The organism is Streptomyces sp. NPDC015125 (assembly GCF_043080045.1).
GTDB lineage: Bacteria > Actinomycetota > Actinomycetes > Streptomycetales > Streptomycetaceae > Streptomyces.
This window is the reverse complement of sequence record NZ_JBIBVF010000025.1, coordinates 1-26,203: the sequence shown is the minus strand read 5'-3', so window position 1 is coordinate 26,203 and position 26,203 is coordinate 1. Positions and strand designations below refer to the sequence as shown.

Sequence of the window (26,203 nt, the reverse complement as noted above, 5' to 3'; positions counted from 1 at the left end):
AGGGGGCGTAGGCCTCTGGCACGTCCTCCTCGATCACGGGGGCGGCGCTCAGGCCCCTGGCACGGCTCGTCATGCCCTCTCCGGCAGCACGTCCTCCGCCCCCGGGAGCCGGTGCAGGCTTTCGCCGCGCGGACCGGTGAGCGCGACCGGACGCTCGTCCAGGGCAAGGGTCAGCAGCGCGTCATCCGGGCGCGGCGAACGGTGCGCCGGCGCGGAGATCCAGGGCAGGACGGAGTGGTGCTCGTGGGAGATCCAGTGTCCGCCGCCGGGCCGTCCGCGCAGCAGCGACCGTACGAGATGCGCGAACTCCTCGCGGCGGGCGGGCGCGAGGCAGGCCAGCGCGGCGCTGTGAAAGATGACCAGCGTCGCCTCGGGTGGTGCCTCGGCGGCGAGCGCGGGCAGCTCGTGGAGCAGATCGCCGCGCACGAGTCGTGGCCGCGGCGCCGGCCGCACCGCCTCGACGGCCGCGGACAGCCGCGCCGCCCGCTCCTCGTCGCCCGGCCAAACGAGCGCCTGCAGCCAGCGCAGATCGTCCGGTTCGTCGGCCGGGTCGAGCGGATCGAGGCCGATACCGGCCCGCCAGGCGATCCGCGGCATCCGGTCCCGGCCGGGCAGCTCGTCGGCCGTCCACTCCGTACGGCACTCCAGCACCAGCGGACTCTCCGGCGCCCCTGCCTCTGCCTCGGTGAGAAGGGTGCCGCCTCGGAGGGGGCCGCCCGCGCACTCTCCCCCGTCGTCCTCGTACCGGTGCAGGTAGCGGTAGCGGTAGCGGTCGGGATGCAGACACAGGCCCGCCGACGTGCCGACCTCCAGCAGTGCCAGCGGCTGCGGCAGGCGGGCGAGCAGCGGCAGCAGCGTCGCGCAGTGGGCCGGCTCATCGGTCCGCGACGAGCGCTGCATGATCACCGCACGCACCTCGTCCCAGTGCCGTACCGTCCACTCGCGCCAGCGGCCGTACGCCATGTCGCCGCGCGGTCCCAGCTCGGCGTGCGGGCCGTCGAGATAGCGGACGGCGGCGAGCAGAAGGTCCGGCTGCTGAGCGCCGCCGGCCGGCAGCGACCCCGACAGCAGATCGCAGAACTCCGGGTCCTGGCTGATTCGCGCGCTCAGCTCTTCATGCGCCGCGGACCGCCCCCGCGCTTGACGCCAGGAGAACTCCCGGTACCGCTCCGCCAACCCCCAGGTGCCGACAACGGCGCGCTCGACGTGACGGGTGTTCCCGGTGTTCCCGACGTTGACGGCCATGATCCGACGTTACTGCTCTCACGTTCCGTGACCGAGGGGCACCCCTCCGCATAACGACTGGTGCACAATCGCCGCGAGATCGTTTAGGAGTGGACGGTCAACTCGCCCGGTTTGTGGCCGTACTGGACGAAAAAGTCCACGCCAAAGCTCTTGCGAAGCCGCTACGAAATCCCGGGAAGGCTTGGAATTCGACTGCGATCTCTATTACTGTCCGATAACGCAGCGCGGTCGTCCCAGCCGTCGCAAGAGGCGGCACCGCGCGCCGACGCCGAATCCCGCACGCGCTTTTCACGCACCTCCAGCACCTCGAACTGCACCAAGGGAACCGGGGAACCACTTCCTTGGGGTGAATCGGACGCTCTCCGCCAGCGGGCGCCCGTAGGAGACCTTCCTGCTCCGAACCCGTCAGCTAACCCGGTAGGCGAGAAGGAAGGAAAGGAGAGCGCCCCCGTGGCGTCCAACAGGCCTGCCCCCGAGGGTCCGTCCGCCTACGACCTCGATGACCGAGGTGCCTTCCCGGGCCCCGGTGATGCGGACAACATCAACGACGGACCGTGGGAGGAATGGAATCCCACCGAGGATTCCGTCCGCTCGGTCCGCGGCAAGCACCGGGTGGCCAAGCAGCGTGGCGGCGGACTCGCCCGCGGTGGCACGGTCCTGGGCGTCGGCGTCATCGCGGCGGTCGGTGCCGGCGGCATGGCCACGGCCGAGGGCCGCCCCCCGGTGGCGATCTCGATGCCCGACGTCGGCGGAATGGCCGACGACCTCGCCGACAAGCTGCCGGACGCCAAGTCGCTTCCCGGCGTCGGTGATCTCATATCGGACGAGGGCACGGACTCGGACGAGGGCACGGACTCGGGCGCGGCTTCGGATGCGGGCACGGCTTCGGCCTCGGACTCGGGCGTGGGCACGGCCTCGGACTCGGGTGCGGGCACGGCCTCGGACTCGGGTGCGGACGCCGGCGAGGCACTGCGCAGCCGCATCCTCCAGCAGGCCGACGCGCAGCAGGGCGCCGCCGACCAGGAGGCCCGCGAGGCCGCCGAACACACCGCCTTCCAGACGGCCGCGAAGGCAGCCGACGCCCACCAGAAGTCGGCCGAAAAGGCCGCAGCAGCCAAGAAGGCGGCGGAGTTGGAGGCCAAGCGCGAGGCCGAAGCAGCGGCCCGTCAGAAGGCGGAGGCCGCCCGCCTCGCCAAGCTGGCGAAGAACTTCATCGCTCCCGTCTCCTCGTTCACCCTCACCGCGAGTTTCGGCCAGGCCGGCGACCGCTGGGCGGCGGACCACACCGGACAGGACTTCGCCGCGCCGACCGGCACCCCCGTCAAGGCCGTGCACTCCGGCACCATCACCCAGGCCGGCTGGGCCGGCTCGTACGGCTACCGCATCGTCCTCACCCTCGACGACGGCACCGAACTCTGGTTCTGCCATCTGTCCTCGATGGTGAAGACCTCCGGCAAGGTCAACACAGGCGATGTCATCGGCCGCGTCGGCGCCACCGGCAATGTCACCGGCCCGCACCTCCACCTGGAGGTGCGCCCCGACGGCGGCGATCCGATAGACCCCATGCCGTGGCTGCGCGATCACGGCATCAAGGTGTGACGCATGGTCTTCAGCTTGTGACGCGCGGCCTTGACGCGCGAGGCACGGCCGGCGGCCTCAATGGGCGTATGTAGGACGGAAGTTGGCTTCCGAGGGGTGTCCGGGGGCGTCGCGGGGCGCCGGGAGCGTCGGGGGGAGCGGAAGGAATAACTCCGCTCCCCTCGACGTTGCCACCACACATGACTGCGACACACACCCCCCGAAATCGTCAGTCCCTCGGCTCGCTCTCCGTCTCCCCGCTGTCGCTTGGCGGCAACGTCTTCGGCTGGACGGCCGACGAGAGCGAATCCTTCGCCGTGCTCGATGCCTACGTCGCGGGTGGCGGCAACTTCATCGACACCGCCGACGTCTACTCGGCCTGGGTCCCCGGCAACAAGGGCGGCGAATCCGAGACCGTCCTCGGCAACTGGCTGGCCTCCCGCGGCAACCGCTCCGATGTCGTCATCGCCACCAAGGTCGGTGCCCACCCGGACTTCAAGGGTCTGTCCGCCGCCACCATCAAGTCCGCGGTCGATCTCTCCCTCTCCCGTCTGCGCACCGACTACATCGACCTCTACTACACCCACTACGACGACGAATCGGTCGAGGTCGGGGAATTCCTCACCGCCCTCGACGACCTCGTCCGGGCCGGCAAGGTCCGCGAGATCGCCGCGTCCAACATCTCGGCGAAGCGCCTGGAGGAGTCCCTCGCCTTCTCCGCCCGTGAGGGCCTGGCCCGCTACGTCGCCCTCCAGCCGCACTACAACTTGGTCTCCCGGGACACCTACGAGGGCGAACTCGCCGACACAGCCGCCCGCCACGGCCTGGCCGCGGTCCCGTATTACGCCCTCGCCTCCGGCTTCCTGACCGGCAAGTACCGCCCGGGAACCACCGTCGACAGCGCCCGCTCCGGCGGCGCGCTCAAGTATGCGGACACCGACCGCGGGCAGCGCGTCCTCCAGGCCCTCGACACCGTCGCCGCGGCCCACGAAGCCGAGCAGGCCACCGTCGCCCTCGCCTGGCTCGCCGCCCAGCCCACCGTCGCGGCTCCCATCGCCAGCGCCCGGACGGTGGAGCAGCTGCCGGCGTTGCTGGCGGTGGGGGATCTGACGCTTACGGAGGCGGAACTGGCGCTTTTGAACGAGGCGTCTGCCTGAACGAGGCGCCTGAACGGAGGCGTCTGCCTGATCCACGAGAGACGGGGAGGGGGCGGGCCACCCAGGCACCGCCCCCTCCCCGCGCTCCGCTCCCGCTCTACTTCCGGCGATCGACCGCCACCCACGACGCGAGCGCCACCCCGCCCGCCACCGCAAACACCGAAGGCCAGGCCCCGATCTTCTTGGCCAACGGATGCGACCCGGCAAACGCCGCCACGTACGCCCCGCTCAGCGCCGCCGCCGTCGCGGTCCCCGCCTTCTGCTGCCACCCCTTGGCCGCCACGACCCCGGCCGCAGCAAGCGCCACCCCGCCGACCGGCCGCTTCTTGGTCCAGCGGGCGGTGGCGTAGCCGCCCACCAGGCCGGTTGCTGCGATCACACTCGTCGGTACGCCGGCCATCACGGAGACCTCCACATCAGGGGACAACTGTGACGACCTTACGTGGGGAGTCCATGGGGCTCGGGGAGTCCATGGGACTCGGACGTTGCTCTGTGTGATGCACCGCGCTAGGCGCGGACGTTCCCGTCCGGGTGCTGAACGCTGGCGACGAAGTCCTGCCATGCCCCGCAGGTGAAGTGGAGTATCTGGCCGCCGGGAACCTTCGCCCCCTCTCCGGAAAATTGATGGCAGGGAGGGGGCGCGGAAGGCTATTCTGTCGCGCCGTTTATGTGTTCGTGGTGCTCTCGGTGATACGCGAGGTATTTGGCATTTATGACATGTCCGGGGATCTCGCGTAGTTGGTAGGTTCGAGGTTCGGAGCCTCGTTGCGTAACGGACCGGTCATCGTTAATGATCAGCATTCCGAAGTCGAAGGCCGTGTGGTGGTTTGGGCACAGGCACAGAACATTATCGATCTCATCGGGACCCTCGTGCGGGTGACCGAGTGGCTTAATGTGTGCAGCTTCAGCGTAGGCGCCCGTAGGGGTTTCAATGCGCAGTCCGCATACTTGGCAAGCGTATGCGTGGATCTTCTTTACGTAGTCGGCTACCTTGGTGCTTCGGATGATGCGCTGCGTGGAGGTTTCCTTGCGGCCGGGGATGGCATTGCCAGCCGGGAAGGAACGCGTGATGTTCGTGGCGGCCTGTTTGTCGACGGAGCCGATCGCGCGGAGTCGATAGCGCCAGACGAGGAAGTTCGATTCGCCGCGTTGGGACCAGCACTCCTCCACTCGGTAGAGGCCGTCGTACCGGAGTCCAACCGCCGGTGAGTGTCGAAGGTCACCTCCCGCGCCGCGAATCACGCGCACAGGTGCCCCAGTGGAGTAGCTGGTGACCAACGCTGCATTGCCTAGGGTCAGTTCCTGATCTTTGCATTGCTTTTTCGTTTTCTCGTCCCGCCCTCCTTGCCCGGTATAAATTATTTCGTCGCCATAGTCTTCATCGTCTTCGTAGCCTCCGGATACGACGATGGACTCGGCGCCGCTGGCTCGCGTTCCGCAGATTCCGGCCATGGTGGGTCGGTGGACCCTTGCTCGTGCCAGGGTCCGTCGCCTCTTGAAGGTATCCCCGACGCGTACGTGGGGAGGGGCGCCGAATCCGTCAAATTCCTCTGCAGGGAGCCCTGCTTCCAGAAGCAGCAGATCAAGGCGATGGTCCTGGAAGTATTGTTCGTGTAGCAGCTTTACTGCATCCCGGCACAGATCCCTATCTGAGGCGAGCTGTTCGTGCAGCGAGGTCTCCAGCCCGCCCTCGGGTGTTTGCTCGGTAAGCCATGTAACTGCGCCAGGATCCCCGGAGTCTGGCGCCTCGTCACTCGTGCCGAGAATCTCCCAGAAGGGGAATTGGCGCAACTCTAGAAAAGTGCTCTCGGGTGTCGGGTGTGCATCTATGGTGTCGTATTCGGTAAGCATGGCCCGAAGGTCTGTCTTTGCCTTGTTCCATGAGGTGAGGCGGTCTGCACCTTCGGCCGCACGGCTGATCGCCCAGAGGAGTGCGATGGGCTGATCCCTCGATGGTTCACCTGACGGGCGATGAAGAGGCAGGGAGGCAAGCGCCTCCATGAAGCGAGTGGCACGTTCCTGCTGGGGCTCGGACAACTTGGTGTTTCCCTCGATCTCAGGTGTGGGTGGACCATGCATAAACCAGGGCTAGTTGCCCAGTACAGATGGTTCGTACACCACTGTCGGGGGAGAGAGGGGCCGCTGCGGAGAGCGGAGCATCGGCCTGGGGGAGCGGTTGCGGTCGTGCCTGGCCGGAGCAGACGTCATCTGCTGCGGCAAGGCGAGTCGCCGGAGCCGCATGACTGCTCCCTGGCCACCCACGCATCCACCAACGCCGCCCGCCCCCGCTGCTGGTAGTGCCGCAAATGCTGCAGCAAGTGCTGTTCCCGGCTGAAGAAGTCGGGTGAAGGGCCCAAGAGATGAGCCCGCCGCCGGTGGAACGACAAGGTGGTTGCGACGGTGGCGTACTCGGTGACGGCGCGGGCGGCGGCCGGGCCCTGGGTGGTGCGGGCGATATCGCGGGCCAGGGCGCGGGTTTTGAGGGAAGAGAGAGCGGCGGGTTCGGTGGGGGTGAGCCAGCCGGCGGTGATGTAGGGGGCGAGGTAGCCGCGCAGGGAGAGCAGTTCCTGGTTGCGGGCCCAGATCGCCAGCCAGGTGAGGGTGAGGAGCAGGGGGACCATGAAGAGGCCGTAGACGATGAGGAAGCCGGGGTCGCCGAGGGAGGAGGCGCCGTTCCAGATGGCGTGCAGGAGGACCGCGGTGAGCAGGCCGAGGAGGGCGAGCGCGAGGCGGGCGGCGCGGCGGCGGGGGTAGCGGGTGGCGGCGATGCCGAGCGCGAGGCCGGTGAGGATCGTGAAGAGCGGGTGGGCGAAGGGGGAGACGATGATGCGGAGGAAGAAGGCGCCGGCGGTGAGGGAATCCAGACCGGAGTGGCCCATCGACTGGTCCTCGCCGAAGGCGTTGCCCAGGTAGAGGACGTTCTCGGTGAAGGCAAACCCGGTGGCGGTGATCCCGGCGATGACGATGCCGTCCGTGATGCCGTCGAAGTCGCTGCGGCGGAAGCGGTAGAGGAGGAGGACGGCGGCGGCCTTGGCCACCTCCTCGACGACCGGGGCGATGATCGTGGCGCCCCAGGCCTCGGCCTCGGAGGGCGATGCCGAGGCGATATTGGCGGCCAGCCAGTCGGTGGCGAAGCCATTGGCGAGGAGCGCGACGAGGGCGGCGGCGCAGGCGCCCCAGGCGAAGGCGAACGCGAGGTTGCGCCAGGGCTCGGGCTCGACGCGGTCGAGCCAGCAGAACGCGGCGAGCAGAAGCGGCACGGGGAAGACGGCCAGGCCGAGGCCGACCAGGAAACCTTCGGTGCCGGTCTCCTGGCGGACCATGCCGATGATGATCACGCCGGAGAGCGCGAGCATCGAGATCAGGGCGACGGCGCGGACGGTGGTGCTGTTCCAGGGGGCCGTTCGGCGGCGGTGCGCGGCCGCGTCCTCGTGCGGGTGGGGTGTGTACGGGGGAGGGGCGGGCGCGGACGGCGGGTGCGGGGGCGGCTGGGACGGGTACACCCGTCGACCCTAACGAGCGGCGTTCGCCCTACGCGTCGCGGCGGCGGAAGAGGAGGTCGTGGACGACATGCCCCTTGTCCAGGCCCTGGCCCTCGAACTTGGTGAGCGGGCGGAAGTCCGGGCGCGGCGCATAGCCGGGGTGGAGGTTTTCGAGTGTCGGCTCGGCGGAGAGGACCTCGAGCATCTGCTCGGCATACGGTTCCCAGTCGGTCGCGCAGTGGACGAGGGCACCGGGCGCAAGCCGGGTGGCCGCCAGGGCGATGAACTCCGGCTGGACGAGGCGGCGCTTGTGGTGGCGCTTCTTCGGCCAGGGGTCGGGGAAGTAGACGCGCAGGCCGGCGAGGGAGGCGGGGGCCAGCATCTCGCGCAGCAGGATGATGGCGTCGCCGTTGGCCACCCGGATGTTGGACAGGCCGTTCCGCTCCGCGAGGCCGAGCAGATTGCCCTGCCCGGGGGTGTGGACGTCGCAGCCGAGGATGCCCGTGTCCGGGTCGGCGGCGGCCATCTGTGCGGTGGCCTCGCCCATGCCGAAGCCGATTTCCAGCACGACCGGCAGCCCGTCGAAGAAGGCGTCGAGATCGATACGGGAGAGCCCGTCGATGTCCAGCCCCCAGGTGGGCCACAGGCGGCGCAGCGCATCCGCCTGGGTGGGCGAGACACGGCTGCGGCGCGGCTGGAAGGAACGGATCCGGCGCTCGTGATGCGAACCCGCGGGGTCGGCGGCGGGGCCGGTCCCGTCGGGGAACATGGGTGTACCGCGGCGCGGGATGGCGGCCGAGACGGCGGTGGAGCCGAGGCTGCGGGCTTCCTGTGCGTCGGCCTCTTGCGCGCCGGTTTGCTGTGCGTCGGCTTCCTGCGTGCCGGTTTGCTGCACGCCGCCGGGCTGCGGGACGGCTTCGCGGGCGAGGGAGGCCTGGGCGCCGGCCGCCGGAGCGTCTGCTTCCGCTGCGGTGGTGGCGGTGGTGGCGGTGGTGGCGGTGGTGGCGGTGGTGGTGAGGTTCTCGGACACAGTGCGTCGATTCTACGGGCCGCAGGTTCGGGGGGAGGGGAGCCCAGGGCCCGCCCGGGGACCGCACGGAGCCTTCGAGGTGCTTGGCGCTTGCTGAAGCGGGGGCCGGAGCCTTCGTGAAAAGGGAGGTTGGCGCGGTGTGTAGCAGCATGCATACGATGCGGCGCTGACGTGAGCAAAACAAATCAGGGGGTTGGTCCATCGTGTCGCAGGGCGGCCAGGGGTACGCCGGGAATCCGCAGGGGCCGCAGCCGCCCGGCCAGGGAGCTCCGGGAGTGCCGCCCGCCGGCCCGCCGGCACCGGGGCAGGCCGCCCCGCCGCCGCCGGCAGGTGCGGGCGCGTACGGCCCCCCGGCACAGCCGCCGGCGGGTCCGGGGCAGGCGCCTCCTGGCCCGTACGGTGCTCCGCCCGCGCAGCCCGGGCCGGGAGCCGCGCAGTACCCGCCGCCCATGGGCCACCCCCAGGGCCCGCCCCCGCAGGGTTACCCCGGGCCGCAGGGTGGCCAGCAGCCACCCCCGCCGTACGCCCAGAACCAGGGGCAGCTGCCTGGTCAGGTGCCAGGTCAGGCGCCGGGTCAGGTGCCCGGTCAGGCGCCGTTCCCCGGCGGGCCCATGGCGCCTCCGTTCCAGGGCGGGCCGGGCGGGCCCGGCACACCCGGGCGCAGCGGTGTGCCCGTGCCGGCCATCCTGGCGATCGTGATGGTCCTGCTGGTGGCTGCCGGAGTCGGCGGCTACTTCCTCTTCTCCGGGGACTCCGCCGATCCGGGCGCCGGCCGGCCCGCGAACGCCATCCCGCGGCTGTGGGAGGCGGCGTCGCCCGCGTCCGAGCGCGAGGGCCAGAACGAGAACGGGCTGCGCTCGATGTGGTTCAACAATGACGACATCATCTACGGCGACGGCGAGGGCGTACGGGCCTACAACCGCAAGACCGGCAAGAAGAAGTGGACGGTCAAGACGCCCAAGGGCGCGGGCGAGGTCTGCGCGATGTCCGCGGAGCCCAGTGACGACGGTGTGGGGGCCGTGGTCTTCGACGCGGGGGGCGACGACTGCTCCTATCTCTCCGTCGTCGACACCGACACCGGCCGCACGCTGTGGTCCAAGAACCTCCAGGACGGTGACGGCGCGGAGCACCAGCCGCGGGTCGTGGTGAACAGCAAGGTCGTCGCCGTCACGATCGGCCGGACCTATGCCGGTTTCTCCGTCGCCCGTGGAGCGAGGGTCTGGGAACTGACCGCGCGCGGTCACGACTGCACCAACTCGGTCGGGCTGAGCCCCCAGTACCTGGCCGTGGCCAGCGACTGCTCCGATGCGAAGCCGAAGAAGCAGTTGGCGCTGCAGGACCTGGAGTACGCCAGCATCCATTCGACGGTCACGGGTGAGGACCACAGGATCGTGAAGACGCTCTCGGACTGGCCCCTGACGCTTCTGACGGACGACGGCAGCTCGGTCGATCCCGCCCACTTCATCCAGACCTATACGAAGGAAGGCAAGCCGGACCACACCTTCCGGCTCGCGGAAGAGCTGAAGGACATGAAGTTCGAGCCGCGCAACACCTACGTCGATGAGGACGAGCAGATTCTGGTGACCGGTTACGGCGCCAGCAACGGGCTTGTGGCGATGGACATGAAGTCGGGCAAGCTGCTGTGGAAGAAGCGCGGCTCGGCGGCCATCGCCGGTGTGAACAACCAAGGCTTGATCATGGTGACCGATTCGCCCGACAGCGGCGCCTCCGCCGTGAAGGCGCTGGTGGTCGCGGTCGGCTTGCGTGACGGCAAGGAGAAGGTGAAGGGCACGCTCTACGAGAAGGAGCACAACCTGCCGGCCCCCAGCGACATGTCGCTGGCCCTGGACAGGGACAACAACCTCTTCATCCAGAGCGAGCGGCTTACCGACAACCGGCCGAGCGTGCAGGCCTTCGAGGTGCCGTTCGCCTGACGTCTTCAGGACGCCCGCCGCCACGGATCCGCCGCCATGGATCCGCCGCCATGGATCCGCCGCCGCTCGGCCCCGCCTCTTACGGGAGGAGGGGCCGAGCGGCCTTTTTTACGAGGGGAGGGGCCGAGAAGTGTGTCGTCATGCGCGGCTCCGCCCCAGCAGCCCCAGCACCCGCCGTGCCACCTCCCGCCCGATGGGGAGCGAGGCCGTGGCGGCCGGGGACGGGGCGTTGAGGACGTGGATCATGCCGGGGGATTCGGCGAAGAGGAAGTCGTCGACGAGGGTGCCGTCGGGCAGGACGGCCTGGGCGCGGACGCCGGCCGGGGACGGCAGCAGATCCTCCTCGCGGGCGGCCGGGAGCAGGCGGCGGACCGTGTCGGCGAAGGCGCGCCGGGACAGGGAGCGGTGCAGTTCGCCGGCACCGTAGCGCCAGTGGCGGCGGGCTATCCGCCAGGAGCCGGGGTAGGCGAGGGTGCCGGCCAGCTCGGCGGGGCGGATCGTGCGCCAGTCGTAGCCCTCGCGGGCCAGGGCGGGGACGGCGTTCGGGCCGATGTGGACGGCGCCGTCGATGCCGCGGGTCAGATGCACGCCGAGGAAGGGGAAGGCCGGGTCGGGGACCGGGTAGACCAGGCCGCGGACGAGTGAGGCGCGCTCCGGAGCGAGGGTGAAGTACTCGCCGCGGAACGGGACGATCCGCATGCCCGGGGCGTCGCCGGCCAGCCGGGCGATCCGGTCGCACTGCAGGCCGGCGCAGTTCACCAGGGCACGGGCGCGGTGGACCGTGCCGTCGGCGCTGCGGACCGCCACCCGGCCGGGGCGGCGGCCGATGGTCGTCACCTCGGTGCCGTAGACGATCCGGGTGCCGGCGTCCTCGGCGAGGAGGGCGAACCGGCGGGCGACCGCGGCGAAGTCGCAGACGCCGGTCGTGCCGACATGGATGGCGGCCAGGCCGTCTACCTCGGGCTCGTACTCGGCTATCTGGGCGGGGCCCAGTTCGCGCACCGGCAGGCCGTGTTCCCGGCCGCGCTGGATCAGGCCGTGCAGTCGCGGCAGCTCGCTGCGGTCCGTGGCGACGATCAGCTTGCCGGTGACCTCATGCGGGATGTCGTGTTCGGTGCAGAATTTCACCATTTCCGCCGAGCCCTGGAGGGCGAAGCGGGCCTTGAGGGAGCCGGGTGGGTAGTAGATGCCGCTGTGGATCACGCCGCTGTTGCGCCCGGTCTGATGACGGGCCGGACCCGGTTCCTTCTCCAGGACCACGACGCGTGTGCCGGGTGCGGCACGCGTGATCGCGTAGGCCGTAGAGAGTCCGACGATGCCGGCACCGATCACCAGCACATCGCAGTCGTACGCCGCCACTGCACCTCCCCAACCGCATGACCGCAGGCTCGCCCGTCGCCGCGGACCTGCGCATCATCCGCATCATCGCCCGACGACGTATCCCATCATGACGTCCGGCACTGACAATGCCGATCGGACGGGTCGGGGTCCGGACAGGTCGGGGTCCGGTCGGGCCGCCCCTCCTGCCTGTCTGCCGGCCGGCCCGGCCCGTCCCGTACGGCCGTCGGCTAAGCCGGTGCCGCCAGCAGCGGTCTCGCCCGCTCCCGTAGCTCGACCACCCGGGGCTCGTCGCCGTACGGCTCCAGGCGGTGCAGCAGATCGCGGACGTACTCGGTGGTGCGGGCGGACGAGATCCGGCCGGCCACCTCGACCGCACGGGTGCCCGCCGCGCAGGCCGCGTCCAGATTGCCGGACTCCAGTTCGGCGACAGCGGAGACGACCAGGCGCAGACCGTGCGAGCGGACGAATTCCTCGGTGGGGCGGGACAGCGCCTGCTCGGTGAAACGGCGCACCTGGCGGGGCAGCCGCAGATCGCGGTAGCACTCGGCGGCGTCGGCGGCGAAGCGTTCGTACGAGTAGAAGTCCAGCCACGACGGGTCGGGGTCGCCGCCGCGGGAGCGCTCCAGCCAGCCCTCGGAGGCCTTCAGGGCCACCTCGCAGGCGCGCGCCTCGCCGGCCTTGGCCTGCGCCCGCGCCTCCACCAGACGGAAGAAGCTCATGGTGCGGGCGGTGGCCAGGCCGCGGTTGCGTTCCAGGGCGGCCTGGGCGAGGTCGACGCCCTCGTCGGCGAAGCCCCGGTAGGTCGCCTGGAGGGACATCGAGGCGAGGACATAGCCGCCGAGGGGGACGTCGGCGGCGGCGCGGGCGAGCCGCAGTGCCTGGATGTAGTACCGCTGTGCGGCCTCCTGCTGGCCCGTGTCGAAGGCCATCCACCCGGCGAGCCGGGTGAGTTCGGAGGTCGCCCCGAAGAGCGCCCGGCCGACTTCATCGCTGTACGAGGCGAGAAGTAACGGTGCCGCATCCACCCGGAGGCACTCCGGGACCATCGAGGAACGCCAGTCCCCGCCGCCGTATTTGGAGTCCCAGCGGCGCGCGTCCTCCGCCGCCTCGCGCAGCTTGGTGACGTCGCTGTGGCCGACGTGCTGCGGAATCCCGCCGTCGCCGGCCGCCGCGGCGTCCTTGTCACGCGCCTCGGCCGCCTCCCGTGCCACCGAGCTGTCGGCCGGGGATATCAGCCAGCGCGAGGCGGGGGTGGCGTACGCGGTGACGGCGAAGGATCCGGCCAGGCTCTGCCAGATGCCGCCGCCGCCCGCCCGCCGTCCGGCCAGATCGAGACGGTACAGCTCGGTCGCGGAGCGCACCGCGGCGCCCACATCGCGGGGAAATGCCAGGCCTACCTCGGGTGCCGGGTCCGCGTCGGCCAGCCCGATCTCGTGCAGCGGGACCGGCCGGCCGAGCTTGCTGCCGATCGCGGACGCGATCAGATGGGGCGCGGCGCCTTGCGGCACCATGCCCTTGGAGACCCATCGCGCCACCGACGTCTTGTCATAGCGAAGCGTCAGTCCGCGCTGCGCACCGAGGTCGTTGACCCGGCGTGCCAGTCCGGCATTGCTGATACCCGCGAGGGCGAGAACAGTGCCGAGCTTTTCGTTCGGCCCGCGTATATCCCTGGACATGCGCACCCCTCGACACAGCGACGGCCGCCCCGGTACCCCGGGGCATGCGTCCACCCAGAGTAGTTCGCCGGATCCCGACCGTTAAGTGCCGGTGTCCCGGATGGCGAGATTCGTGTTCAAACAGGGGTGCGGGAATTGGCATGTGCTCCGGGTACGTGTGCCCGTGCGCCCGTTCGTGCGCGCTGGCCGCCCGTTTCCGGGAGCGCTTCCATGTCTTCTGCGTGGGTCGGCCCGCTGCACTGGATCCAGTGGGCTGGGGGATACCGTCACCTCAATTCCCCGCGGGTGACGGTCCGGTCCGGGGGGCGCAGCCCGCCTCCCGGACCGTCGCGCAGAAGGGTCGCCGACCGGTCGTGTCACCGGTTGACGTCATGCCCGAATGTGTCAACTGGGCTGTGCGACAAGGACTTTGGCCGAAAACCGACGGGTGATGATTTCGCGCCGCCGCCTGCTCGGGGGTCGCCCTGGGGGCCACACGGGGGGCCTCCCGGGGTCGAGGTGGCGGAGCGCTCGCGCCCGGTGCGGGGCGTACCGCGGGTCGTACCGCGGGGCGTATCGCGGGGCGTATCGCGGGTCGTACCGCGGGGCCCGTGACGCCCCCGGGGGCCCGCCGACGGCCCCTCGGCGGGCGCACGCGGCGCGAACCGCCCGTATACAGGCCCGCTCCGGCGCCTCCCCCGCGCCCCTGTCATGGCAGCATGGTCGCCACAACAGCTCGGCGACAGCCGGGCAATCCGCTGTACGGGGCGGCCGTTGGCCCCGGCGCACGGGGAAATCGGGTGGAGGCGGCCATGCGCTGGTTGGTGGGGTGGAGCAGTGCCGCCACGGGGCCGGCCATCACGGGTCCGACGGCGGGCGAGGAGAGCCGCGCGGTCCTCCCCGTGGGCGCCCAACTCCTGTGGGGCGACCCCGATCCCCTCTGGGCGGTCGGCGACTGGCGGCCGGACGAGGTCCGCGTCGTACAGGCCGACGCCGAGACCCGGCTCGCGGTCTTCGGCGTCTGCGGAGCCACCGACGACCAACTGCGGGTGGGGCTGTTCGCGGCGCGCGGGGGCGCACTGCGCCACCTCACCACCTGGCCCGGCAGCTACACCGCCGTCGTCCGGGTAGGGCGGCGGATCACCGTCACCGGCGACCTGGCCGGCGCCCGTCCCGTCTTCCACACCCCCTGGGCCGGCGGCACCGCCTACGCCACCGCCGCCCTCCCGCTCGCCGACCTCGTCGAGGCCGGCCTCGACATCGGCCATCTGGCCGCGCTGCTGGCCTGCCCGGACATCCCCGAGGCGCTCGGCGCCGGCACGCCGTACGAAGGCGTCCGCCGGATCCCGCCCGGCCACGCCCTGGTGCTGCGCGGCGGCGCCCGCGACATCACCTCCTTCGAGCCGACTGCCTCGCTCGCCGTCGCCGCACCCCAACTCGCCCCGGAAAAGGCCGTGGACGGAGTCCGCGACGCCCTGGTCGAAGCCGTCCGCGCACGGCTGGCCGGGCCCCGGCACGCCCCCGATCCGGACGGGCTCGACGGCCTCGACCCCGGACCGGTGCCCGGCATGGGGCCCGCCGAGCGGCGCGCGGCGCGCGGGGCACCGGCCCCCGGCATCGGCGCCGACCTCTCCGGAGGCAGCGCCTCCGGGACCCTCGCCCTACTGGCCGCCGGTCTCCCCGGCCGGCCCGGAAGGCTGAACGGCCACGGCGAACGCCTCCTGGCCGTCACCTTCAACGACCGCGCCACCAAGGGCGAAGGGGCCCGACACGACGCCGAGTTGGAGCGCGCCCGCACCCTCGCCGACAACCCGCGGCTGCACCATGTCGTCGTCGCGGCCGGCGAAGAGGCCCTCCCGTATGCGGACCTCGGCACGGGCCCGCTCACGGACGAGCCGGGCCCCTCCCTCACCACCGCGAGCCGCCACCGCCGACGCCTGCTGGCCGGCAGCGCGGACCATTTCGTCGGCCACGGCGCCCGTCAGGTCCTCGACGCGCACCCGGCCCGCCTCGCCGACCTGCTCATGGACCGCCGCCGGCGCCATCTGCTGCGCCCGGTCACCGCGCTGGCCAAGGCCGACGGTCCCCTCGCACACTCCGTCCTCGTCCCCTTCACCGTCTACCGTGCCGCCCGCAGGCTCGCCCGTACGCCGTACCCGTCCGGCCTCGCCGATACAGCGCGGCGCCTCCTGGAGCGGCAGTTCGCCGACGAGCCGGTGGCCGGCGGGGCCGTGGACGCCTCGCTGGCCGCGCTCGCCTGGTGCGGGCCGGGGCCCGCCGCGCGCTGGCTCACGGGGGAGGCGCTGGCCGAAGTATCGGTTCGTCTCAGTGAAGCGGCGCATCGCTCGCCCGCCGCGGGCCACCCCGGGGAGCGGCGGGCCCGCGCCGCGCTGGCCCGTCAGGCCGCAGACCACCGGGTCTTCGAGCAAGCCGCCGAGATCCGCAACCAGCGGCTGCACGCCCCGTTCCTCGACAACCAGGTGGTGCTCGCCTGCCGCGCCCTGCCGGACACCCTGCGGGTGCAGCCCGGGGCACGGGCCGCCGTACTGCGCTCCGTACTGGCCGGGGCCGGCGTACGGGATCTGCCGCCCGGCTGGGGCGCCACCTCACACCTGACCCACGCGGCCGCCGTACGCGCCGGGCTGCGCGGCGCCATAGGCGACCTGGTGCAGCTCTTCGACACGCCGCTGCTGGCCGATGCCGGGCTGGTGGAGGCGCGGGTGGTCCGCAAGGCGCTGCGGTCGGCGGCGGAGGGGGCGGCGCTGCCGTTGGACGGGCTGGCCGAGCTGGTCTCCACGGAGCTGTGGCTGCGGCGGTTGGTGGCGCGGCGGGGGACCTGCTGGACGGGGGCGGGGGCACCGCGCCAGAAGGCGGTCGCGGGTGGGGTCGTTCCCCGTGCGCGGCTGGCATGAGCCAGGAGGCGTTGCCGCGCCGGGGTGGCCCGGCGCCGGGGTGGCCCGGTGGCCCTGGCGGGGTGGGTAGCCGCTGTCGGTAGCCGTAGCCGTAGCCGTAGCCGTAGCCGTAGCCGGTGCCCGGTAGCCGTGGCCGGTGGCCGGTGGCCGGTGGCCGGTAGCCGGAGCCCCGGTGGTCGCCCCGGCCCCTCAACGACAGCTGATCGTCGACTGCGCCCAGTCCCCCAGTGCCACCACGGCAACGGGCGACGCCGGCTCGGTCACCAGCCGCAGCGTCTTACGGCCCGTCAGCGGGACATGCACCGGCACCGCCCGCTGCCCGCCGTGCACCACCGCCGACCGCCACAGCCGCACCCCGTCCGCGTAAACGGAGAAACGCAGGGCCCCCAGCCCCAGACCGAGATCGTCGATGCCCGCCACGGCGTCGTACGCGGTGCACCGGCGGTTGAGATCGATGGTCACCGAGGACTGTGCGTGCACGCTCGCACCCTGCGCATACGTCGTGCCGGCGATCGTCGGTGACTCCCGCTGCCACAGCCAGCTGCTGCCGATGGTGCGCACCTCCGGCTTGCTGCCGTCGCCCGCGAAGTCGTAGTTGAGCGCGTTGAGCGGGTATGTGGCCGGGGCGGGCAGCGGAGGCTGTGGTGTGGGCTCCGGCGGCGTGGCCTTCGGCGGTGTGGGACCCGGGGCCGGTGTCGAGGGCGGGGCCGGGCGGGGCGTGGGCTGCTGCGGAGTCCGCGGCGGGGCGGGCGCCGGCTCGGGGCGCGATGTACGCGTCGGCGGTGACGTCGGGCGCGGCTTCGCGCTCCGCTTCGGGGCCGGTGCGGCACCGGCCGCCGGCGGCAGCGCCGACCCCGACGGCTCGGACGACGGCTTCTGCGGCGCGGCCGGGGCCGACTGCGCGGACCCGGCCCGCGGCTTCGGCGCCGGCCCCGGCAAGCCGGTCAGCGCCAGCGCCAGCGCCGCGCCCGCCACCACCGTCGCCCCCACGCCGATACCGACCTTCACCGCCGCGCCCAGCCCCTTACCCACGGCCGCACCACCGGAGCCACCGGCGCCACCGGTACCACCGGCACTTCCCGCCGCCCCGGAACCACCGCCACCCGCGGCCGCGACACCACCACCACCGCCACCCACGGCCGCCGCACCGGCACCGGATGGCGCGCCCGCTGCCGCGACACCCACCGCCGCGGCCGCCGCCTTGACGGCGTACCCGCCGGCGAACCAGCCGATGACCGCGACCGGCAGCAGCGCCCCGATCCGCTGATTGACGTCCTCGACCTCCAGCGCGGCCATCCGGCACCGGACACATGCCTCCAGATGCTTGCGCAGCCCCCGCTCGGCCCGCATCCGCAGCCCACCGCGGGCGTAGGCGCCGAGCCGGTCGGCGTACCGGGCGCAGTCACCGCCGGCCGTCAGCGACTGGCTGACATGCGCCTGCAGATAGGCCTGCCGAAGGCCCTCCCGGGCGCGGTGCGCCAGTACGGCGGTGGCGTTCGCGGTCAGCCCGAGCAGCGGGGCGACCTCGCTGGGCGACTCGTCCTCGACGGTGGTGTGCCACAGCACCGTCTGATAGCGCTCGGGCAGGCTGCGGAACGCCTGCACGGCCATCGACTGCTCGGCCTCGTGCAGGGCGCGCACGTCCGCGCCCAGATCCAGGGTGTCCTTGTCCCCCGGCACCCCGGCCGTGGACACCGCGAACACCGCGAAGTCCTCCACCAGTTGCTCCCGCCGCGCCGTCTTCGCCCAGGAGGCGGCGACCCGGCGGACGGTGGTCAGCAGATAGGCGCGCACCGCCGAATCGGGCCCCGCGCCGCCGCGCACCGCCTGCAGCGTGCACGCGAAGACCTCACCGGTCAGATCCTCGGCGGTGTGCAGGTCCCGGCAGCAGCTCCGGGCGTAGCGCCGGACCGCCTCGGCGTGCCTGCGGTACAACTCCTCGTACGCGCTGTCGTCCCCGGCCCGCAGATTGGCGAGCAACTGGGCATCGGACGGCGGGATTTCGCCCCCCTCGGGGGCGGCTGCCGGGTCCGCCCGGTGGGAACGTCCCCGCTGCGGCGGCACGCTGTGCCCCTCGCCCACCGGATGACGGGCGCGATCGTGCCGCTCAGCCGGCCCGCCGACCGGGGTGCTCGCCCCCAACGGCCCGGCCTGGCCAGAGATCTGTCCGGATGGCCCGCCCTTGGTCTCGTCCACCCCGGCCTCGCCGTCGAGCCGCCCGTCCCGCCCGTCAACACCCATCTTCGAGGCCCCCGAAGCCGCCGTCACACCGGAATACCGCGCCAGCGTGCCATACCGAACCCCTGTGGTTGAGGGTCCTGACCGCCATCCACTCATCCGGGGTGCGCACGCGGACGACCGCACGGGCGTTCACCCGTACGAGCCATGCCGCGCATACGGGCCATACCCGCCGCGGACCCCTTACGGGGTATCCCTTGAAGACCTCGTAAGGGGCCGTACGGGCCGGCCCCTGCACATGCGCGGAGCCCGTACCCGCCCTGAGGCGTATACGGGCTCCGCAGTCGCCTACGGCACCGTCCAGTGGACCGGCACCGTCCAGCCGACCGGCCCCGCCCGGTGAACCCGGCGGTCGGGCCCACCGGACGGCGCCGGCCGCCGTACCTCACTCAACAGGGCGCGAACGCAGCCCTTCCAGCAGAATCTCCAGCAACCGCGCGGAGGCGGCCTGCTGGTGGCTGGGTTCGGGCAGCGTGGGCGCGCCCGTGGCGATCACTAACAGAATGTCGGCGACCGTCACATCGGCACGTAGCTCACCCGCCGTCCTGGCTCGCTCCACAAGCCGCCCGACGACCTCCAGTAGTGCGTCGGCGCCTGCCATCTCCTCGGCACCGGCACCGGCACCGGCCGGCGCGGCCCCGGCCACCAGCGGGGCCGGCTCACCCTCCGGAGTGTCGCGCGGGGCGACCAGCCGGAGATCGACCGGGACCCCGTCCGTGCCGGGTGCCATCCGCTGCTGCGGCACCCGCGCCTCACTCAGGCCGTCGGGCACCCGCGCCTCGCTCCGGCCGTCCGGCACCCGTGGCCCGTCCGCGCCGTCCGCCGCCGGCTCCGCGGGCCGGTCGGTGTCCGCGCTCACCCGCAGAATGCCCGGCGGCAGCAGCCGTCCGGCACCCGAGGCGACCGACGTCCGCAAGAAGCGGGACAGCGCGGACCACGCGTCGTCCTCCTGGCCCAGCGCCGTACGCGCCTGGTCCGTCAGCCGTGAGGTCTCCTCTTCGGCTATCCGGCGGACCAGCACGTCCTTGCTGGGGAAACGGCGGTAGACCGTGCCGACACCGACCCGGGCCCGCCGTGCCACGTCCTCCATGGGCGCGCCGTACCCCAGCTCGCCGAACACCTCGCGCGCGGCACGCAGCACATGTTCCAGATTGCGCTGGGCATCCACCCGCAGTGGTGTGCTCCGACCCCCCGTCCCCGTACGGGCACCGTTGCTCACACCGGTGCCGGTGCTGTTGGTGCCGTTGTTTTCCTTATCGCTCCCGGCGTCGTCGGAGGCATGCGCCACAGCGACGTTGGTCTGCCAATGAGAGCCCTGAATGTGCATAGTGATCCCCCGGTAATGACGTCTCCCCCCGGAGACTCCCCGCCCTGACAGTCAGGGCGTACCGATGACAGGGTCCACCCCAACAGATACGAACATAGTTGAGCCCGGGTCAAGAATGAAGGGGGCGTTCCGCGCAATGCGCCCCCCGATCGGACCAAGGGGGCTGATCCGCCCGGATCACGCCCCCGTTCTTCCGCCGCCACCAACCCCCTGACCAGGGCACCTCCGCCCGCACGCGCGGAATATGCCGTTCCGTCCCCAGGGTCGCGGCCGGTCATACATTTCGACGGGCCTGTGGACAAAGGCGCTCCGGCAGTGCGTCATGGAACAGTGCTGTGCTTTCCCGGGGGTGCAGCTCCCGAGGGTGGCCGCGCCGCCGGCCGCCCGCCGGATCGGTGCCGCCCGGGCCTGGCCGACACCGCGAGGAGAACCTCTGTGAAGACTGTGTCCTCGAATGATGTGACGCGCATTCTCGTTGTCGGTGGTGGCTACGTGGGCATGTACACCGCCCTGCGGCTGCAGCGGAAGCTGAAGCAGGAGCTGCACCAGGGCACCGTCGAGATCATCGTGGTCGACCCCGAGCCGTATATGACGTACCAGCCCTTCCTGCCCGAGGCCGCGGCCGGTTTGATCTCCCCGCGCCATGTCGTCGTGCCGCTGCGCCGGGTGCTGCCGCAGTGCAAGGTCGTCATCGGCGAGGTCACCGCCCTCGACCACGGCGACCGCCGGGCCACCATCTCCACCCTTGCCGCGGAGGAGACCGGCAACGGCGCCGTCGAGGTGGAGTACGACGAGCTGGTCCTCGCGCCCGGCTCGGTCTCGCGCACTCTGCCCGTCCCCGGCCTGGCCGATGTCGGCATCGGCTTCAAGACGGTCGAAGAGGCCATCGGACTGCGCAACCACGTCCTCGCCCAGCTCGACATCGCTTCCTCCACCCGTGACCCCGCGGTCCGCGACGCCGCGCTCACCTTCGTCTTCGTCGGCGGCGGTTACGCGGGCGTCGAAGCGCTGGCCGAACTGGAGGACATGGCCCGCTACGCCGTCCGCTACTACCACAACATCCAGCCCGAGGACATGAAGTGGATCCTGGTCGAGGCGACCGACCGGATCCTGCCCGAAGTGGGCCCCGACATGGGCCGTTACGCCGTCCGTGAGCTGCGCGCCCGCAATATCGACGTACGGATGGAGACCCGGCTGGATTCCTGCGAGACGCGGGTCGCCCAGCTCAGCGACGGCTCCCGCTTCCCGACCCGGACCCTGGTGTGGACCGCGGGCGTCAAACCACACCCCATCCTGGCCGCGACCGGGCTGCCGCTGAACGCCCACGGCCGCCTCAAGTGCACCGCCGCGCTCCAGGTGGACGGCGTCGAACACGCCTGGTCCGCCGGCGACGCGGCCGCGGTCCCCGATGTGACGGCTCCGCCGCCCGCCAAGCCCGACGAGCCCCGCGCCCTGTGCGCCCCCAACGCACAGCACGCCGTCCGCCAGTCCAAGGTGCTCGCCGAGAACATCGCGGCGTCGGTACGCGGCGGCCCGATCCAGGAGTACGCGCACAAATACGTCGGCTCGGTGGCCTCGCTGGGCCTCCACAAGGGCGTGGCGCACGTCTACGGGCGCAAGCTGAAGGGCTACCCGGCGTGGTTCATGCACCGCGCCTACCATCTCAGCCGGGTCCCGACCTTCAACCGCAAGGCGCGGGTGCTCGCCGAATGGACGCTGGCCGGCCTGTTCAAACGCGAGATCGTCTCGCTCGGCTCGCTGGAGAACCCGCGCGCCGAGTTCGAACTCGCCGCGGGCACCGGACGACACAACGAAGCCAGTTGACGCGCCGTACCCCGAAGAGGTGATGTGCCGTCAGCCCCGGGGCGGCGGGATGTTCCGGAGTGCGGAACTCCCTCCCGGCACCCGGGCGTCTGACGGATGTCCGTCCGGTCGGCCACACTGGACGTGTGACCATGGGTGGGCTCGTATCTGCAAAGAGTGACAATCACGAGGATTCTGGACGTTTGCTGCATTCCGCAAAAGGGCGCCGAGAGTGTCCCCAGCCGACCTTTCCCCGGCCGCCGGCCGGGAGGTCCCGCCATGCCGACGGCCCGATCCCGCGCGACGACGCGAAGTAAGAGGTACCCCTCCGTGATCTTCACGCGCTGGAGCGCCAAATTCCCCGGCACACAGCGGCGTGCCGCCGCGCGGTCCGACCGCGCCGCGCCCCGCCCCGCGTCCGGCACGCCGGCCGCCCCGCCCACCGCGCCCCCGGCACCGTCCGCCGTGCCCGCGGCGGACGGCGGCACGCCCGCCGCACCGACGGCCGCGACCACGGGCTCCGTCCCCGCCGCCCGCGCCGAGCGCGCGGAAACGGCGGCCTCCCGGGAACCCACCCCCGCGGCCCTGCCGCCCACGGTGGACGCACTCTCCGTCCACGACATCCTCGGCACCATCCCCGCCCTCGTCGCCGTCGTCTACGGCCCCGAGCACCGCCTCGCCTACGTCAACGGCGCCTACGCCGGCGTCTTCGGCCCCCGTCCGGCCGGCCACACCGCCCGCGAGGCGCTTCCCGAGCTCGGCACACTCGGCCTGCTCCCCCTGATGGACCAGGTGCTGCGCAGCGGCAAACCGCGGACGGTCAAGTCCCGCAAGGTCCCAGGCGGTGCGGGTGGCGACCGCACCCGCGACGGCTACTACACCTTCACCTGCACCCCGATCGAGGTCGCGGCGAGTGGCCCGGCACCCGACCCCGAGGTTGCCTGCGTCGCCCCGCACAAAGGCGTCCTGGTCTTCGGCGCCGAGGTCACCGACCAGATCGAGTCCGCCGAGCGGCTGCGCGCCAGCGAGGCCCGCCAGCGCGAGGCCGCGGTCACCCTCCAGCGCTCCCTGCTGCCCCAGGAACTGGAGCAGCCCGACGACCTCTGTGTCGCCGCCACCTACCAGCCCGGCGGCACGGACGCCGCGGTCGGCGGCGACTGGTACGACGTCATCACCCTCGGCGCCGGCCGTACGGCCCTGGTCATCGGCGATGTCATGGGCCGCGGGGTGCGCGCCGCCGCGGTCATGGGCCAGCTGCGCACCGCGGTGCGCGCCTACGCCCGCCTCGACCTGCCGCCCCACGAGGTGCTGCAGCTCCTGGACGGCCTGGCCGCCGAGATCGACGCCAGCCAGATCGCCACCTGCGTCTACGCCGTCCACGACCCGAACGAGGGCCGGCTGGTCTACGCCTCCGCCGGCCATCTGCCCATCCTCGTACGCGACCCGGACGGCACGGTCCGCCGTGCCGCCGAGCCGACCGGACCGCCCCTGGGCACCGGCGGCTGGCTGCACACCTCCGGATCCGTCCCCCTGGGCCCCGGCGGCAGCGCCGTCCTCTACACCGACGGCCTGGTCGAGCGCCGCGACAAGGACATCGACCACGGCGTCGAGGCCCTGGAACGCGCCTTCGCCGGTGCCGCCGGCGCCCCCGACATCGTCTGCGACCGCCTGCTGCGCTCCCTGGGCATCACCGCCAGCCACGACGACGATGTCGCCATCCTGGTCCTGCAGCACCCCGAACGGACCGGCCACGACGCCGAGCTGTTCCACAACGCCGCACTCGAACTCCTCGGCGGCACCGAAGCGGCCCCGCGCGCCCGCGCCTTCGCCTCCGGGGTCCTCGCCTCCTGGCGTTTCCCACCCGAGCTGCACGACCTCGGCGTGCTGGCCGCCAGCGAACTGGTCGCCAACTCCCTCCAGCACGGAACCCCGCCCATGCGCCTGCGCCTGCGCCGCACGGACCGCCGTCTGATCGTCGAGGTCACCGACGGCGACGACCATCTCCCGCGCCGCCGGCGCGCCGAACCGGCCGACGAGGCCGGCCGGGGCATCTCCATCGTCGCCACCATCGCCTCGTCCTGGGGCTCCCGCCGGACCCCGGGCGGCGGCAAGGCCGTCTGGTGCGAATTCGCCCTGCCCCGCGGATAGCCGCATGCCGCCGGCCCCGGTCCGATCGGACCAGGGCCGGCGGCATGAAGGCGCGGTCCCCTTACGGCACCAAGCACCGGGCACCAAGCATCAGGCACCGGGCATCAGGCACCGGATGCGGGGCTCAGGCGCCGCAGGCCACGGCTTCCGCCTCGGCCGGCACCCGCGCCGCGGGCAGGGGGGCCACCGCCCGGTGCGGATTGTCCTGCGCCGGACGCAGCATCCGCCCCAGCCACAGCGACAACGCCGTGATCCCCAGCGCGCACACCACGAGCATCCCGATGTACGCCCCGTACATCCCGTGCCCCACCATCAGCGCGCCCACGGCCGGACCGACTGCCAACGCCAACTGCTTGACCAGCGCGAATGCCGAGTTGTACTGCCCGATCAGGGAAGCCGGCGCCAGATCGGCCACCAGCGGAGCCACCGTCGGCGACAGCATCGACTCACCGATACCGAACAGCGCATACGTCGAGATCAGCAGCGTCGTCGCCACCACCTGCGCGCCATGCACCAGCCCGGACAGCCCGGCGGCTATCCACGCCACCGTCCAGACCACCCCGACCAGCGCCATCACCCGGCTGCGCCGCCGCCGCTCGACCAGCTTGAGCACCACGAATTGCGCCGCCACGATCGCCGCCGTATTGGCCGCGAGTGCAATCCCCAGGCTGGCCGGCGGTATTCGGGTGACCTCGGTCGCGTAGGCGGCCAGCCCCGACTCGAACTGTCCGTAGCAGGCGAAGAACAGCACGAACCCCAGAACGCACAGCCACACCATCCGCCGGTCGGCGAACATCGCCCGCCAGGCACCCTTGGCCCGCTCCTCGGTCGGCACCGCGTCCTCGACCTTCGGCGCCCGCGGCAGCCGTACGGTCGCCACCGCCGCGCCGAGCACCAGGAACATCACGGCCTCGATGGCGAACAGCCGCACAAAGCTCGACGCATGCGCCTCGTCGACCAGCAGCCCGCCGACCAGTCCGCCGACGCCCAGCCCCAGGTTGTTCAGGAAGAACTGGGTGGCGAACGCCCGCGACCTCGTCAGCGTCGTCGAGCACCACACGATCATCGTCGCGAGGGCCGGCTGAATGACCGCTATCCCGGCACCGAGCGCGATGGCCGATGCGATGACCAGCGGCTCGGTGGCGGACAGCCCGATCCCCAGGGAGCCGACGGCGGCGGAGACCGTACCGACGATGGCCACCGGCAGCGGTCCGCGCCGGTCGATGGCGCGGCCGGTCAGCGGCAGGACGACCAGCGCGGCCACCGCCAGCATGGCGAGCACCGCACCGGCAGTGCTCGCGCCGAGATCCCGCACCTTCGCCACATAGACGTACAGATACGGAACGGTGAAGCCGCTCCCGAACGCACTCAGCGCGTTCCCGAGCTGGATCCGGCGCAACGCGGCGCCCATCGCGGTGGTCACACTCACCTACCTAGGTCAGGTCATCAGATGGATAAGAGGGACGAACCAACGAGCTGGGACAGGCGCCAGGGCGAGACCGCCCGGAGCCGGACAGTCTCACCCTGAAGACTTCAACTCTAAAGTTCGAAGTTAAAGAGTACACCTCGAAGAACTTCAACGCCAATGACTTCCATGTCATACTGCGCCGCATGCCTGAGCCCTCAGATGCGGCCGCCGACGCTGCCGAGCCGAGCCTCGAGGAACAGATCGCGGCCTACCAGCGCGAATTCCAAGACCTCGACCCCCAGGTGGAGCAGGTCGTCTCCGCACTTCAGCGCCTCAACCGGCGGATGAACGTCGCCTACGGGCGACAGACCGCCACCCTTGGGCTGAGCAACGCCGAGTGGGAGGTCCTCAAGGCCCTCGTCGTCTCCGGAGCCCCCTACCAATTGGGCCCCGGCGAACTCGCCAAGCTGCTCGGTCTCACGCCGGCCGCCATGACCCATCGCATCGACCGCATGGCCAACGAGGGGCTGGTGACGCGGGAGCGCGACGAGACCAACCGCGTCCGCGTGATCGTCGCGCTGACCCACGAGGGCCGCGAGAAGTGGCTCGAGGCGATGCGCCTGGCAACGGTCTTCGAGGAGGACCTCCTCCAGGACCTCTCCGGCGAGGAGCGTCAACTCCTCGGCCAGGCCCTGACCCGTCTGCTGCGCCGTGTCGAGGACGCCCAGCCGGACGCCGACGGGCGTCTGAGTGACCTTGACTGACGCGAGTTGACACTGCCCTACCCGATACGTAGTGTTCTCCGAGTTGCCACAGAGCCGGAACGGTTCCGAGGCGACCATCCGCCGCCTCGCGGCACACCACTACTGCACGGCCCCTCACCGGGACCAATTTCGGCATGCCGAAATTCGACCGTGACGTGATTATGCGTCAACGAGGAATTCC

Annotated in this window: 17 protein-coding genes and 1 riboswitch; of the genes, 7 read left to right on the top strand and 10 right to left on the bottom strand. The window is 71.7% G+C overall.

What is annotated here, in order from left to right:
* Positions 1 to 69 precede the first annotated feature (69 nt).
* A complete protein-coding gene (locus ACF088_RS34780; protein ID WP_392379867.1) occupies positions 70 to 1,245 on the bottom strand; it encodes a DUF2332 family protein in 1,176 nt (391 codons plus the stop codon).
* 283 nt (positions 1,246 to 1,528) lie between these two features.
* A riboswitch (cyclic di-AMP (ydaO/yuaA leader) is annotated at positions 1,529 to 1,684 on the top strand.
* Positions 1,685 to 1,695: 11 nt separating this feature from the next.
* Here ACF088_RS34780 and ACF088_RS34775 point away from each other — a divergent pair.
* Positions 1,696 to 2,844: a peptidoglycan DD-metalloendopeptidase family protein gene (locus ACF088_RS34775; RefSeq protein ID WP_392379865.1), complete on the top strand. Its 1,149-nt coding sequence runs from the start codon at positions 1,696 to 1,698 to the stop codon at positions 2,842 to 2,844.
* Between the two features lie 179 nt (positions 2,845 to 3,023).
* Positions 3,024 to 3,980 (top strand): aldo/keto reductase, encoded by a 957-nt coding sequence (locus ACF088_RS34770; protein WP_392379864.1) that lies wholly within the window; start codon positions 3,024 to 3,026, stop codon positions 3,978 to 3,980.
* Positions 3,981 to 4,077: 97 nt separating this feature from the next.
* On the opposite strand, the gene ACF088_RS34765 is transcribed toward ACF088_RS34770, so the two are convergent.
* From ACF088_RS34765 to trmB, 4 genes are all read right to left on the bottom strand, one after another.
* Positions 4,078 to 4,380, bottom strand: coding sequence for a hypothetical protein (locus ACF088_RS34765; RefSeq protein ID WP_392380003.1), 303 nt, complete (start codon positions 4,378 to 4,380; stop codon positions 4,078 to 4,080).
* 248 nt (positions 4,381 to 4,628) lie between these two features.
* Entirely contained in the window at positions 4,629 to 6,017 is a 1,389-nt protein-coding gene (locus ACF088_RS34760; RefSeq protein WP_392379863.1) for a YDG/SRA domain-containing protein, read from the bottom strand.
* 167 nt (positions 6,018 to 6,184) lie between these two features.
* Entirely contained in the window at positions 6,185 to 7,483 is a 1,299-nt protein-coding gene (locus ACF088_RS34755) for a PrsW family intramembrane metalloprotease (RefSeq protein ID WP_392379861.1), read from the bottom strand.
* A 28-nt stretch (positions 7,484 to 7,511) separates the two neighbouring features.
* Positions 7,512 to 8,252, bottom strand: coding sequence for a tRNA (guanosine(46)-N7)-methyltransferase TrmB (gene trmB / locus ACF088_RS34750; protein WP_392380002.1), 741 nt, complete (start codon positions 8,250 to 8,252; stop codon positions 7,512 to 7,514).
* 914 nt (positions 8,253 to 9,166) lie between these two features.
* Between trmB and ACF088_RS34745 the strand changes: the two genes are divergently transcribed.
* A complete protein-coding gene (locus ACF088_RS34745) occupies positions 9,167 to 10,426 on the top strand; it encodes a PQQ-binding-like beta-propeller repeat protein (RefSeq protein ID WP_392379859.1) in 1,260 nt (419 codons plus the stop codon).
* A 138-nt stretch (positions 10,427 to 10,564) separates the two neighbouring features.
* Here ACF088_RS34745 and lhgO read toward each other — a convergent pair whose 3' ends face one another.
* Entirely contained in the window at positions 10,565 to 11,785 is a 1,221-nt protein-coding gene (gene lhgO / locus ACF088_RS34740) for an L-2-hydroxyglutarate oxidase (protein ID WP_392379857.1), read from the bottom strand.
* Positions 11,786 to 11,994: 209 nt separating this feature from the next.
* The gene (locus ACF088_RS34735; protein WP_392379856.1) at positions 11,995 to 13,443 is read right to left on the bottom strand and encodes an MFS transporter; all 1,449 of its coding nucleotides are present in this window, start codon (positions 13,441 to 13,443) and stop codon (positions 11,995 to 11,997) included.
* 791 nt (positions 13,444 to 14,234) lie between these two features.
* Here ACF088_RS34735 and ACF088_RS34730 point away from each other — a divergent pair.
* On the top strand, positions 14,235 to 16,334 hold the full coding sequence (locus tag ACF088_RS34730) for an asparagine synthase-related protein (RefSeq protein ID WP_392379855.1): 2,100 nt from the start codon (positions 14,235 to 14,237) through the stop codon (positions 16,332 to 16,334).
* A gap of 189 nt (positions 16,335 to 16,523) precedes the next feature.
* Here ACF088_RS34730 and ACF088_RS34725 read toward each other — a convergent pair whose 3' ends face one another.
* Positions 16,524 to 18,575, bottom strand: a complete 2,052-nt coding sequence (locus tag ACF088_RS34725; protein WP_392379854.1) for a sigma-70 family RNA polymerase sigma factor — start codon at positions 18,573 to 18,575, stop codon at positions 16,524 to 16,526.
* 382 nt (positions 18,576 to 18,957) lie between these two features.
* Positions 18,958 to 19,899 (bottom strand): TetR/AcrR family transcriptional regulator, encoded by a 942-nt coding sequence (locus tag ACF088_RS34720; RefSeq protein WP_392379853.1) that lies wholly within the window; start codon positions 19,897 to 19,899, stop codon positions 18,958 to 18,960.
* 444 nt (positions 19,900 to 20,343) lie between these two features.
* On the opposite strand from ACF088_RS34720, the gene ACF088_RS34715 reads away from it, so the two are divergent.
* Together ACF088_RS34715 and ACF088_RS34710 are read left to right on the top strand one after the other, a co-directional pair.
* Positions 20,344 to 21,723 (top strand): NAD(P)/FAD-dependent oxidoreductase, encoded by a 1,380-nt coding sequence (locus ACF088_RS34715; protein WP_392380001.1) that lies wholly within the window; start codon positions 20,344 to 20,346, stop codon positions 21,721 to 21,723.
* Positions 21,724 to 22,032: 309 nt separating this feature from the next.
* On the top strand, positions 22,033 to 23,850 hold the full coding sequence (locus ACF088_RS34710) for a SpoIIE family protein phosphatase (RefSeq protein WP_392379852.1): 1,818 nt from the start codon (positions 22,033 to 22,035) through the stop codon (positions 23,848 to 23,850).
* 124 nt (positions 23,851 to 23,974) lie between these two features.
* Here ACF088_RS34710 and ACF088_RS34705 read toward each other — a convergent pair whose 3' ends face one another.
* On the bottom strand, positions 23,975 to 25,273 hold the full coding sequence (locus ACF088_RS34705) for an MFS transporter (protein WP_392380000.1): 1,299 nt from the start codon (positions 25,271 to 25,273) through the stop codon (positions 23,975 to 23,977).
* A 188-nt stretch (positions 25,274 to 25,461) separates the two neighbouring features.
* Here ACF088_RS34705 and ACF088_RS34700 point away from each other — a divergent pair, with 188 nt between their 5' ends.
* The gene (locus ACF088_RS34700; RefSeq protein ID WP_392379851.1) at positions 25,462 to 26,022 is read left to right on the top strand and encodes a MarR family winged helix-turn-helix transcriptional regulator; all 561 of its coding nucleotides are present in this window, start codon (positions 25,462 to 25,464) and stop codon (positions 26,020 to 26,022) included.
* The last annotated feature ends 181 nt before the right edge of the window (positions 26,023 to 26,203 follow it).